We start from the raw sequence: 11,817 nt of genomic DNA, 5'->3' as shown, positions 1-11,817 counted from the left end.
CGGCCCGACGTCTCATCGCTGCCGGCCACCGCGCCGGCATTTTTTATCGAAAGTGGTCCGAACCATGTCCGCCACCCTAGCCCTTACCGAACAGCTGATCGCCCGCGCGTCCGTCACGCCCGACGACCAGCATTGCCAGCAGATCATGACCGAGCGCCTCGCCGCGCTCGGCTTCGAATGCGAGACCATCGCGTCGCACGGCGTGACCAACCTGTGGGCCGTCAAGCGCGGCACCGACGGCCGCGACGGCAAGCTGCTCGCGTTCGCGGGCCACACCGACGTCGTGCCGACCGGCCCGCTCGAGCAGTGGACCTCGCCGCCGTTCATTCCTGCGCATCGCGACGGCAAGCTGTACGGCCGCGGCGCGGCCGACATGAAGACGTCGCTGGCGGCATTCGTCGTCGCCGCCGAGGAATTCGTCGCGGCCCACCCTGGCCACCGCGGCGCAATCGCGTTCCTGATCACGAGCGACGAGGAAGGCCCGGCCACCGACGGCACCGTGAAGGTCGTCGAGCTGCTTGAAGCGCGCGGCGAACGCCTCGACTACTGCATCGTCGGCGAGCCGACCTCGACCGCGGAACTCGGCGACGTCGTGAAGAACGGCCGCCGCGGCTCGATGTCGGGCGAACTGATCGTCAAGGGCGTGCAGGGCCATATCGCGTACCCGCACCTTGCGAAGAACCCGATCCACCTGCTCGCGCCGGCGCTCGCCGAGCTCGCCGCCGAACAGTGGGACGAAGGCAACGAATACTTCCCGCCGACCACCTGGCAGGTGTCGAACCTGCACGCGGGCACTGGCGCGACCAACGTGATCCCCGGCCACGCGGACCTGATGTTCAACTTCCGCTTTTCGACGGCGAGCACCGTCGAGGGCCTGCAGGCACGCGTGCATGCGATCCTCGACAAGCACGGCCTCGAGTACACGTTGAAGTGGTCGGTGAGCGGCCTGCCGTTCCTCACGCCGCGCGGCGACCTGTCGAACGCGCTGGAGAACGCAATCCGCGCCGAGACCGGCCTCACGACCGAGCTGTCGACGACGGGCGGCACGTCCGACGGGCGCTTCATCGCGCGCATCTGCCCGCAGGTGATCGAATTCGGCCCGCCGAACGGCAGCATCCACAAGATCGACGAGCACATCGACGTGCGCTTCGTCGACCCGCTGAAGAACGTGTACCGCCGCGTGCTCGAACAACTGATCGCCTGACGGAGCCTCGCATGACGACACCTTTTGCAACTGTTCGCGACCTGCTGCGCTATGCGGTTACGCGCTTCTCGAAGGCGAAGCTCGCGTTCGGTCACGGCTCGGACAACGCGTACGACGAAGCCGCCTACCTCGTGCTGCACACGCTCGACCTGCCGCTCGACACGCTCGAGCCGTTCCTCGATGCCCGCCTGCTGCCCGACGAAATCGCGGCCGTGCTCGCGGTGATCGAACGACGCGCGGCGGACCGCGTGCCGGCCGCGTATCTCACGCATGAAGCGTGGATGCACGGCCACCGCTTCTACGTCGATGAACGCGTGATCGTGCCGCGCTCGTTCATCGGCGAACTGCTCGACGACGGGCTGCAGCCGTATGTCGCCGACCCCGAGCAGGTCGGCGCGGTGCTCGAGCTGTGCACCGGCTCCGGCTGCCTCGCGATCCTCGCGGCGAGCGCGTTTCCGAATGCCGAGATCGACGCGGTCGACCTGTCCGAGAAGGCACTCGAAGTCGCCGCGATCAATGTGCGCGACTACGGCCTCGACGATCGCATCACGCTGCATCACGGCGACCTCTACGCGCCGCTGCCCGCGTTTCGCGCCGAACCCGACACGCGCTACGACGTCATCCTGACGAACCCGCCGTACGTGAACGCAGCGTCGATGGCGGCCCTCCCGCCCGAGTACCGGCACGAGCCGGAAATGGCGCTCGCGGGCGGCGACGACGGGATGGACATCGTGCGGCGCATCATCGGGCAGGCGCACAAGTGGCTGCACGACGATGGCGTACTCGTCGTCGAGATCGGCAACGAGCGCGAGCACGTCGAAGCCGCGTTCGGCGGCCTCGAGCTCACGTGGCTGCCCACCAGCGCGGGTGACGACGCCGTGTTCCTGATCCAGGCGTCGGACCTGCCCCGCAAGGCCTGACGGCCCCGAGACCGAACCGTGCGGTACGGCACACCGCTGTCCCGCACGGTTGGGTAAGATGCGCGTAAGCGGCCGTCGCGCCGCACGACTTCAGGAGTCCGTCACGCGCCCATGACCCTCGACTGGCTACATCTCGGCACCCTGATCCTGGCCATCCATGTGCTCGGGATCATCGCGGCGTGTCACGCGATCATGAATACGCGCACGTCGCAAGGCGCGATCGCATGGGCCGTGTCGCTCGCCGCGATGCCGTACCTGACGCTCATCCCCTACCTGTTCCTCGGCCGCAGCAAGTTCTCCGGCTACGTCGACGCGCGGCGCCACGAGATGGAAGCGTTGCGCACGCACACGCCGCGCGCGCCGTGGCTCGACGCGGACGCAACCGACGGGCCGGCAGCCGACGCGATCGGCCGGACCGCCGTGCTCGCGCTCACGCGGCTCGGCGGGATGCCGTTCGTCGGCGGCAATGCGGTGCGCACGCTCGTGAACGGCGACGCGGCCTTCTCGGCGATCCTGTCGGCGATCGACACCGCGCGCGATTACGTGATCGTCCAGTTCTTCATCGTGCGCGACGACGCGCTCGGCCAGATGCTGCGCGACGCGCTGCTCGCACGCGCGGCGGCCGGCGTGCGCTGCTACCTGCTGTACGACAGCATCGGCAGCTTCGACCTGCCGCGCAGCTACGTCGACACGCTGCGCCGCGGCGGCGTCGAGGTCCATCCGTTCGCGACCCACCGCAAGTTCGTCAACCGCTTCCAGCTCAACTTCCGCAATCATCGCAAGATCGTCGTCGTCGACGGCAATCGCGCGTTCGTCGGCGGGCTCAATGTCGGCGTCGAATATCTCGGCGCGAACCGGCGCCTGTCGCCGTGGCGTGACACGCATATCGAGATCCGTGGCCCGGTGGTGGCCAGCATTCAGTATGTGTTCGCCGAGGACTGGCACTGGGCCACGCAGACGCTGCCGCCGCTCGCCGCGCCGCCGGAGGCGCTGCCGGACGACGCGATGCATTGCCTCGCCGTGCCGATGGGGCCGGCCGACAAGCAGGAAACCGGCTCGCTGTTCTTCGTCGAGGCGATCAACGCCGCGCACGAACGAGTCTGGATCACGACGCCGTATCTCGTGCCCGACGAAGCGGTGATCGCCGCGCTGAAGCTCGCGGTGATGCGCGGCGTCGACGTGCGCATCCTGATCCCGAGCCGGCGCGACCACTACGTCGTGTTCGAGGCGTCCAGGCTCTATGCACGCGATCTCGTCGACGCGGGCGTCAAGGTGTTCCGCTACCGCCCCGGCTTCCTGCACCAGAAGGTCGTGCTGATCGACCGCGTGGCGGCCGCGATCGGCAGCGCGAATCTCGACAACCGCTCGTTCCGGCTCAACTTCGAAATCATGGTGCTGACCGTCGATCGCACGTTCGCCGACGAGGTCGAGGCCATGCTCGACGCCGATTTTGCGCAGGCCTACGAAGTCGATGCGAACGAGTATCGGCACTCGCCCGCGTGGCGGCGCATCGCGATGCACGTCGCGCGCCTGTTCGCGCCGATCCTGTAGCGGTCGCGCGAGCGCCGGCCGCGCGCCGCCCGTCCGGCGGCGCACGTTTCCGCACCGTTCGGCCCGGCGCCGCGGTCTCGGCCGGTTCGGTCCGGGACGCCCGCTCGCCGCTTCACGCGGTTACAGCAGCCTGTCGATATCCGCGGCGATTTCCTCGGGCTTCGTCGACGGCGCGTAGCGCTTGACGATCCGCCCGTCGCGGTCGACCAGGAACTTCGTGAAATTCCACTTGATCGCCTTGAGGCCGAGGATGCCGGGCGCCTCGTCGGTCAGGTATCGGTACAGCGGATGCGCATGATCGCCCTTCACGTCGATCTTCGAGAACATCGGGAACGTGACGCCGTAGTTGCGCTCGCAGAACGCGCCGATCTGCGTGGCGTCGCCCGGCTCCTGCTTGCCGAACTGATTGCACGGGAAGCCGAGCACGAAGAAACCGCGCGCCGCGTACTGGTCGTACAGCTTCTGCAGACCCGCATACTGCGGCGTGAAACCGCACTCGCTCGCGGTATTGACGATCAGCAGTACCTTGCCGCGGTACGCATCGAGCGACGCCGGCTCACCGGCGAGCGTCTCTGCGCTGAACGAATACAGGGTGGACATCGGGCACTCCTTTTACGAAACCGGATCGACGTGGAGTCTAGGCGAAATTGCGCCGTTGCGGCACCGGCCGTTCGGCCGATATCCGGAGCAACGCGCACGCAGTCTAGAATAGCGGTTTTGGTCAGTCATTCCCGCCGTGATCCGTTTCAATCAGTTCAGCCTTGCGCGCGGCACCAAGCCGCTGTTCGAGTCGACCTCGTTCGTGCTCAATCCCGGCGAGAAAGCCGGCCTGATCGGCGCGAACGGCGCCGGCAAATCGACGCTGTTCTCGGTCCTGCGCGGCGAGCTGCATTCCGATGGCGGCGATTTCGCGATGCCGCCGTCGTGGCGGATCGCCCATGTGTCGCAGGAAACGCCCGCGGTCGACCGCTCGGCGCTCGACTACACGCTCGACGGCGACACCGCGCTGCGCGAAATCGAGGCACGCATCGCCTCCGCCTCGGCCGCGCACGACGGCGCGGCTGAAGCCGACGCGCACGCGGCCTTCGCCGACGCCGACGGCTACACCGCACCGGCGCGCGCCGAAGCGCTGCTGCTCGGCCTCGGCTTCACGCTCGCGCAGACGCGCGAATCGGTCGCCAGCTTCTCCGGCGGCTGGCGCATGCGGCTGAACCTCGCGCAGGCGCTGATGTGTCGCTCCGACCTGCTGCTGCTCGACGAACCGACCAACCACCTCGACCTCGACGCGATCGTCTGGCTCGAAGACTGGCTGCACCGCTACGCCGGCACGCTCGTCGTGATCTCGCACGACCGCGAATTCCTCGACTCGATCTGCAATGTCACGCTGCATCTGGAGAATCGCCAGGTGAAGCGCTACGGCGGCAATTACTCGCAGTTCGAAGTGCTGCGTGCGCAGCAACTGGCGCTGCAGCAAAGCGCCTACGAAAAGCAGCGGAAGACAATCGAGCACCTGCAGAGCTTCGTCGACCGCTTCAAGGCCAAGGCGACCAAGGCCAAGCAGGCGCAAAGCCGGATGAAGGCGCTCGAGAAGATGGAGCTGATCGCGCCCGCGCACATCGCATCGCCGTTCACGTTCGAGTTCCGCACGCCCGACGCCGCGCCGAACCCGATGATGGTGATGGAGGATGTCCGCTGCGGTTACCATGCCGACGACGGCACGGACATCCCCATCGTCGAACGCGTGGCGCTGTCGATCCAGAACGGCCAGCGCATCGGCCTGCTCGGCGCGAACGGCCAGGGCAAGTCGACGCTGATCAAGACGCTGGCCGGCACGCTCGCGCCGCTGTCGGGCCACGTGCGCGACGGCAAGGGGCTGACGATCGGCTATTTCGCGCAGCACCAGCTCGAAACGCTGCGCGAAGACGATTCGCCGCTCGCGCATCTCGCACGGCTCGCCCCCGATACGCGCGAGCAGGAACTGCGCGACTTCCTCGGCGGCTTCAATTTCTCGGGCGACATGGCGACGAGCCCGGTCGGCCCGTTCTCCGGCGGCGAGAAAGCGCGGCTCGCGCTCGCGCTGATCATCTGGCAGAAGCCGAACCTGCTGCTGCTCGACGAACCGACCAACCACCTCGACCTCGAAACGCGTCACGCGCTGACGATGGCGCTCGCGCAGTTCGAAGGCACGCTGATTCTCGTCTCGCACGACCGCCACCTGCTGCGCGCGACCACCGACCAGTTCATGCTCGTCGCAAAGCACCGGCTGCAGCCGTTCGACGGCGACCTCGACGACTACCGCGACTGGCTACTGCAGCATGCGGCCGAGCAGCGCGCGGCCGCGAAGGCCGACAGCGCGGCGGCGGGCGCGGATCCGGGCGTCAACCGCAAGGATCAGAAGCGCCAGGCGGCCGAGGAGCGCCAGCGGCTGTCGCAGTTGAAGAAGCCGCTGCAGAACCGCATCACGAAGCTCGAAAAGGAAATGGAAACGCTGCACGCGGAGAAGGCGCGCCTCGACGCGTTCGTCGCCGATCCGGCGAGCTACGAGGCCGCGCGCAAGACGGAACTGACCGAAGCGATCCGCAAGCTGGGCGAGGTCAATACGCGGCTCGAAACCGTCGAGGCGGACTGGCTCGCCGTGCAGGAAGAACTCGAGCAGATCGGCTGAACGCGGCCCCGGCGCCGTCGCCGTTCCCTTCAACGGCCACGCGGCATCCCCGGGGGTGTCGACGATCCCCGAACCCGCCCGGCCGTGCCGGGCCCGGAAAGGACAAGGCCGGGCGCCCAGGCCCGGCCTCTTCGTCATTGTCGCGTTCGACATCGTTGCGTCGGCCGTCCGTCGGACGCGCCGCCCGCTCAACGCCGCGGCAACGTATCGCGCGGCATCTGCTCGTCATCGCCCATCAGGTGACGCCGCCCTTCGGTCGGCCGGCGGATCGCCGCGGCGACCTCCGCTTCCGTCACGTCCTCGGACACGACCCGGCGCGCGAGACGCCCTTCGTCGTCGATCCACTCGACGATCCGGCATCCACCGCCCCACGGCTGAACGATCGGCTCCGACACACGGCAGCCGCGCAGGTTGTAACTGCGTCCGCCCGGCGTTTCCCCATACTGTTTAAACATAGGTTCCCTTCGCATTGCGCGGTTCGACAATCCGGCAAAGGATAGGGAAAAGCAATGTCCGGCGGGTTACAGAAGCCTACATAATCTTTACAACGAATTACGCGACAGATCGCGGCCCACCGGCCCGCGCGGGTGCCGGCCACGCACGGTCATTCGAGATCGCGCACGCGGTCGATCGCCTGCTCGATCCGCTCGACGGCCATCACGTTCAGTCCTTCGATCGGCTGTTTCGGCGCATTCGCCTTCGGGATCAGCGCGGCGGTAAAACCGAGCTTCGCCGCCTCGCGCAGCCGTTCCTGGCCGCGCGGCGACGGCCGGATCTCGCCCGCCAGCCCCACTTCGCCGAACACGATCAGGCCCTTCGGCAGCGCCTTGTTGCGCATCGACGAATGGATCGCGAGCAGCACCGCGAGGTCGGCGGCCGGTTCGGTGATCTTCACGCCGCCCACCGCGTTCAGGAACACGTCCTGGTCGAAACACGCGATGCCCGCGTGCCGGTGCAGCACCGCAAGCAGCATCGCGAGCCGGTTCTGTTCGAGGCCGACCGCGAGCCGGCGCGGATTCGGCACGTGGGCCGTATCGACGAGCGCCTGGATTTCGACGAGCAGCGGGCGCGTGCCCTCCTGCGTGACGAGCACGCACGAGCCCGGCACGACCTGCTCGTGCTGCGACAGGAACAGCGCCGACGGGTTCGCGACGCCGCGCAGCCCGCGCTCGGTCATCGCGAACACGCCGAGTTCGTTGACCGCGCCGAAGCGGTTCTTGAACGCGCGCACGAGCCGGAACGACGAATGGGTGTCGCCCTCGAAGTACAGCACCGTGTCGACGATGTGCTCGAGCACGCGCGGGCCGGCGAGGTTGCCTTCCTTCGTCACGTGCCCGACCATGATGATGGCAGTACCGGACTGCTTCGCGATGCGCGTGAGCTGCGCCGCGCATTCGCGCACCTGCGCGACCGAGCCGGGCGCCGACGTCAACGCTTCGGAATAGACGGTCTGGATCGAGTCGATGACGGCGACGTCCGGCCGCTCCGCGTCGATCGCGGTCTGGATCTTCTCGAGCTGGATCTCGGCGAGCAGCTTCAGCTCGGCCGCCGGCGCGCCGCCGTCGAGCAGCGCAAGCCGTTGCGCGCGCAACGCGATCTGCGCGGCCGACTCCTCGCCGCTAATATACAGTGCGCGCCGCTCGCTCGCGATGTCCGCGAGCGACTGCAACAACAGCGTCGACTTGCCGATGCCGGGATCGCCGCCGATCAGCACGACGCCGCCCGGGACCAGCCCGCCACCCAGCACGCGATCGAATTCGCCGATGCCGGTGGAGAAGCGCGGCACGTCGGCCGCCTCGATGTCGACGAGGCGCTGCACGGGCGCCCGCTTCGCGAGCGACTGGAAGCGATGGGCGGCCGGCGACTCGGCGACCGATTCGACGAGGGTATTCCAGGCCTGGCACGACGGGCATTGCCCTTGCCACTTCGGGGTTTGTCCGCCGCACTCGCTGCAGACGTAGACGGTTTTCTGTTTGGCCACGCGTGCTGCCCTTATTCCGCGCGCACCGGTACGCGGCCGGCAACCGCGCACATCAATTCATAGCCGATGGTCCCGCAATGGCGCGCGACGTCGTCGATCGGCAGCACGTTGCCCCACAGCTCGACCCGCGCGCCGACGCCGGCCTGCGGGCACGGAGTCAGGTCGACGGTGATCATGTCCATCGACACGCGGCCGACGATCCGCGTGCGGATGCCGTCGACGATCACCGGCGTGCCTTCGGGCGCGACCCGCGGATAGCCGTCCGCGTAGCCGCACGCGACGACGCCGATGCGCATCTGCGCTTGCGCGGAGAACGTCGAGCCGTAGCCGATCGCCTGCCCCTTCGCGATCGTCTGCACCGCGATCAACTCGGACGCGAGCGTCATCGCTGGCTTCAACCCGGTGTCGGCGATGTCGGCCGACAGCCCCGACGGCGATGCGCCGTACAGTACGATCCCCGGCCGCACCCAGTCGAAGTGCGTATCCGGATGCCACAGCACGGCCGCCGAATTCGCGAGACTGCGCGCGCCGGCGATGTTTTCCGCGCCGCGCTCGAACGTCGCAAGCTGCTCGGCGACGCCGCGCTCGTTGTCGGCGTCCGAAAAATGGGTCATCAACGTGATCTGGCCGATGCCGGGGCACGCGCGGGCGCGCTCCCACGCGGCGCGGTATTTCTCCGGCACGTAGCCGAGCCGGTTCATCCCGCTGTTCATCTTGAGATGCACGTTGACGGGCTTCGACAGCCGCGCCGTCTCCAGCATCCGCATCTGCTCGTCGTTGTGGACGGTGGTCGTCAGGCTGTAGCGGTCGATCACGTCGATGTCGGTCGAGCGGAAGAACCCTTCGAGCAACAGGATCGGGCCGGCCCAGCCGAGCTCGCGCAGCTTCACGGCCTCGTCGAGGTCGAGCAGGCCGAAGCCGTCGGTGCCGCGCAGGCCGGGAAACACGCGCGCGAGACCGTGGCCGTAAGCGTTGGCCTTGACGACCGCCCAGACCTTGGACGGGCCGGCAAATCGGCGGACGACGGAGAGATTGTTCGCGAGAGCGGCGGTATGGATGGTGGCGGAGATCGGGCGCGGCATGGGAAATTTACGTAAAGACGCTTGCGAATCATCAGCTTACCGCGCCTTTTGAGCACCGAAGCCGACAATTTGCGGAACGATCGGGGAATCTTGCTAGTCCGAATTGCCGTATTTTCGTGTTATAAAGCCGTGCGCACAACCCATTTCGAACGGAATAAGCCGATCGCATACCAGGCGGCCTACGCGGCCCTGCCGCAGCGACGAAAGCATCGCATCAGATGAAAAAAGGTTTTTACACCATCATGGCCGCGCAGTTTTTCTCGTCGCTGGCCGACAATGCGCTTCTCATCGCCGCCATCGCCCTGCTGAAAGACCTCCACGCCCCCAACTGGATGACACCGCTGCTCAAGCTGTTCTTCGTGTTGTCCTATGTGGTGCTGGCGGCGTATGTCGGTGCGTTCGCCGACTCGCGCCCGAAGGGCCGCGTGATGTTCATCACCAATTCGATCAAGGTGGTCGGCTGCCTGATCATGCTGTTCGGCGCCCATCCGCTGATTGCGTACGGGATCGTCGGATTCGGCGCCGCGGCCTACTCGCCCGCGAAATACGGCATTCTGACCGAGTTGCTGCCGGCCGACCGGCTCGTCGCCGCGAACGGCTGGATCGAAGGCACGACCGTCAGCTCGATCATTCTCGGCACCGTGCTGGGCGGCGCGCTGATCAGCCCGCACATCGCGTCGCACGTGATCGCGCACACGCCCGCCTGGATTGCCACGCCCGCGGAAGCGGCGATGGTGATCATCATGGCGATCTATGTGATCGCCGCCATCTTCAACCTGCGAATCCCCGATACGGGCGCGCGCTACCCGAAGCAGGAGCGCGGCCCGGTCAAGCTCCTCACCGACTTCGCCGACTGCTTCATGGTGCTTTGGCGCGACAAGCTCGGCCAGATCTCGCTCGCAGTCACGACGCTGTTCTGGGGTGCCGGCGCGACGCTGCAGTTCATTGTGCTGAAGTGGGCCGAAGTCTCGCTCAACATGTCGCTGTCCGAAGGCGCGATCCTGCAGGCCGTGGTCGCGGTCGGCGTCGCGGGTGGCGCGATCGCCGCCGCCGCGCGGATCCCGCTGAAGAAGTCGCTTGCCGTGCTGCCCGTCGGCATCATCATGGGCATCGCGGTCATGCTGATGGCGTTCTACACGCGCGACCTGTTCCCGTCGCACTGGGCCGTGCACTTCGGCCACCTGCGCCTGCCGGTGTACCTGATCGTCGCGTACATCTTCCTGATCTGCGTCGGCGCGCTGTCCGGCTATTTCGTGGTTCCCATGAACGCGCTGCTGCAGCATCGCGGCCACGTGCTGCTGTCGGCCGGCCACTCGATCGCGGTGCAGAACTTCAACGAGAACCTGTCGGTGCTCGTGATGCTGTGCCTGTATGCGGTGCTGGTCTGGCTCGACGTGCCGGTCGGCGTCGTGATCGTGCTGTTCGGCACGTTCGTCTGCCTGACGATGTGGCTCGTGATGCGCCGCCACCAGGCGAACCAGCGTCAGTTCGACTCGGTCGCGCTGATCGGCGAATCGCGGCACTGACGCTACACTTCTCTTTCGTTCCGCTTCCGTCCGTCGGCGCCGGTCCTCGAACCGGCGCCTTGCCATCATGACGCACCCGATACCCAACGTCCTGACGATCGCCGGCTCCGACTCGGGCGGCGGCGCAGGCATCCAGGCCGACCTCAAGACCTTCTCCGCGCTCGGCGCGTACGGCGCGAGCGTGATCACCGCGCTGACCGCGCAGAACACGCGCGGCGTGACCGGCGTGCACGCGCCGGACGCCGCGTTCGTGACCGCGCAGCTCGACGCCGTGTTCGACGACATCCGCATCGACGCGGTCAAGATCGGCATGCTCGCGAACGCAGCGATCGTGCATGCGGTGGCCGATGCGCTGCGGCGTTACATGCCGCGTTTCGTCGTGCTCGACACGGTGATGATTTCGAAGAGCTCGCACGCGCTGCTCGCGCCCGACGCGGTCGACGCATTGCGCGACGCGCTGCTGCCGCTCGCGACCGTCGTCACGCCGAACCTGCCCGAAGCGGCCGCCCTGCTCGGCGACACGCCCGCGACGACCGAAGACGACATGGTCCGGCAGGGCCACGCGCTGCTGAAGCGCGGTGCGCGCGCCGTACTGATGAAGGGCGGCCACCTGCCCGATGCGGCCGCGAGCCCCGACTGGCTCGTCGATGCGACGCATACGGTGCGGTTCGACGGCACGCGCGTGCCGGTCAGCAACACGCACGGCACGGGCTGCACGTTGTCGTCGGCGATTGCCGCGCTGCTGCCGCAGCAACCCGATCTCGAGTGCGCGGTACGCGAAGCGAAGGCCTACCTGAGCGGCGCGATCGCCGCGAGCGGCCAGCTCGACGTCGGCCGCGGCGTCGGCCCCGTCCATCACTTCCATCGCTGGTGGTAAGCGCCAGCTGA

Annotated in this window: 10 protein-coding genes; 6 read left to right on the top strand and 4 right to left on the bottom strand. The window is 67.5% G+C overall.

Annotation, left to right across the window (positions count from 1 at the left end):
• Positions 1 to 64: 64 nt before the first annotated feature.
• From dapE to cls, 3 genes are all read left to right on the top strand, one after another.
• The gene (gene dapE / locus DIE06_RS24675; RefSeq protein WP_124663629.1) at positions 65 to 1,204 is read left to right on the top strand and encodes a succinyl-diaminopimelate desuccinylase; all 1,140 of its coding nucleotides are present in this window, start codon (positions 65 to 67) and stop codon (positions 1,202 to 1,204) included.
• A gap of 11 nt (positions 1,205 to 1,215) precedes the next feature.
• Positions 1,216 to 2,124: a 50S ribosomal protein L3 N(5)-glutamine methyltransferase gene (gene prmB, locus DIE06_RS24670; RefSeq protein ID WP_124663628.1), complete on the top strand. Its 909-nt coding sequence runs from the start codon at positions 1,216 to 1,218 to the stop codon at positions 2,122 to 2,124.
• Positions 2,125 to 2,235: 111 nt separating this feature from the next.
• Positions 2,236 to 3,675, top strand: coding sequence for a cardiolipin synthase (cls, locus tag DIE06_RS24665; protein WP_124663627.1), 1,440 nt, complete (start codon positions 2,236 to 2,238; stop codon positions 3,673 to 3,675).
• A 120-nt stretch (positions 3,676 to 3,795) separates the two neighbouring features.
• On the opposite strand, the gene DIE06_RS24660 is transcribed toward cls, so the two are convergent.
• On the bottom strand, positions 3,796 to 4,275 hold the full coding sequence (locus DIE06_RS24660; protein WP_124663626.1) for a glutathione peroxidase: 480 nt from the start codon (positions 4,273 to 4,275) through the stop codon (positions 3,796 to 3,798).
• A 136-nt stretch (positions 4,276 to 4,411) separates the two neighbouring features.
• On the opposite strand from DIE06_RS24660, the gene DIE06_RS24655 reads away from it, so the two are divergent.
• Entirely contained in the window at positions 4,412 to 6,340 is a 1,929-nt protein-coding gene (locus DIE06_RS24655) for an ATP-binding cassette domain-containing protein (RefSeq protein WP_124663625.1), read from the top strand.
• Between the two features lie 188 nt (positions 6,341 to 6,528).
• Here DIE06_RS24655 and DIE06_RS24650 read toward each other — a convergent pair whose 3' ends face one another.
• The 3 genes from DIE06_RS24650 to alr all read right to left on the bottom strand — a co-directional run bounded on the left by DIE06_RS24650 (position 6,529) and on the right by alr (position 9,403).
• A complete protein-coding gene (locus DIE06_RS24650) occupies positions 6,529 to 6,795 on the bottom strand; it encodes a DUF2866 domain-containing protein (RefSeq protein ID WP_063549890.1) in 267 nt (88 codons plus the stop codon).
• Positions 6,796 to 6,944: 149 nt separating this feature from the next.
• Positions 6,945 to 8,321: a DNA repair protein RadA gene (gene radA, locus DIE06_RS24645; RefSeq protein ID WP_124663624.1), complete on the bottom strand. Its 1,377-nt coding sequence runs from the start codon at positions 8,319 to 8,321 to the stop codon at positions 6,945 to 6,947.
• An 11-nt stretch (positions 8,322 to 8,332) separates the two neighbouring features.
• A complete protein-coding gene (gene alr, locus DIE06_RS24640) occupies positions 8,333 to 9,403 on the bottom strand; it encodes an alanine racemase (RefSeq protein WP_124663623.1) in 1,071 nt (356 codons plus the stop codon).
• Between the two features lie 218 nt (positions 9,404 to 9,621).
• Here alr and lplT point away from each other — a divergent pair, with 218 nt between their 5' ends.
• A complete protein-coding gene (lplT, locus tag DIE06_RS24635; protein WP_124663622.1) occupies positions 9,622 to 10,929 on the top strand; it encodes a lysophospholipid transporter LplT in 1,308 nt (435 codons plus the stop codon).
• Positions 10,930 to 10,996: 67 nt separating this feature from the next.
• Complete coding sequence (gene thiD / locus DIE06_RS24630; RefSeq protein WP_124663621.1) at positions 10,997 to 11,806, top strand: bifunctional hydroxymethylpyrimidine kinase/phosphomethylpyrimidine kinase; 810 nt, start codon at positions 10,997 to 10,999, stop codon at positions 11,804 to 11,806.
• The last annotated feature ends 11 nt before the right edge of the window (positions 11,807 to 11,817 follow it).

This window comes from Burkholderia sp. Bp8998, from assembly GCF_003854235.1.
In the GTDB taxonomy this organism is placed as follows: Bacteria; Pseudomonadota; Gammaproteobacteria; order Burkholderiales; family Burkholderiaceae; genus Burkholderia.
This window is presented reverse-complemented; position numbering and strand designations above follow the sequence as displayed.

Coding starts and splice junctions, on each gene's coding strand:
- DIE06_RS24660 (WP_124663626.1), bottom strand. CDS start 4,275: ATGTCCACCCTGTATTCGTTCAGCGCAGAGACGCTCGCCGGTGAGCCG.
- dapE (WP_124663629.1), top strand. CDS start 65: ATGTCCGCCACCCTAGCCCTTACCGAACAGCTGATCGCCCGCGCGTCC.
- cls (WP_124663627.1), top strand. CDS start 2,236: ATGACCCTCGACTGGCTACATCTCGGCACCCTGATCCTGGCCATCCAT.
- alr (WP_124663623.1), bottom strand. CDS start 9,403: ATGCCGCGCCCGATCTCCGCCACCATCCATACCGCCGCTCTCGCGAAC.
- DIE06_RS24650 (WP_063549890.1), bottom strand. CDS start 6,795: ATGTTTAAACAGTATGGGGAAACGCCGGGCGGACGCAGTTACAACCTG.
- prmB (WP_124663628.1), top strand. CDS start 1,216: ATGACGACACCTTTTGCAACTGTTCGCGACCTGCTGCGCTATGCGGTT.
- thiD (WP_124663621.1), top strand. CDS start 10,997: ATGACGCACCCGATACCCAACGTCCTGACGATCGCCGGCTCCGACTCG.
- lplT (WP_124663622.1), top strand. CDS start 9,622: ATGAAAAAAGGTTTTTACACCATCATGGCCGCGCAGTTTTTCTCGTCG.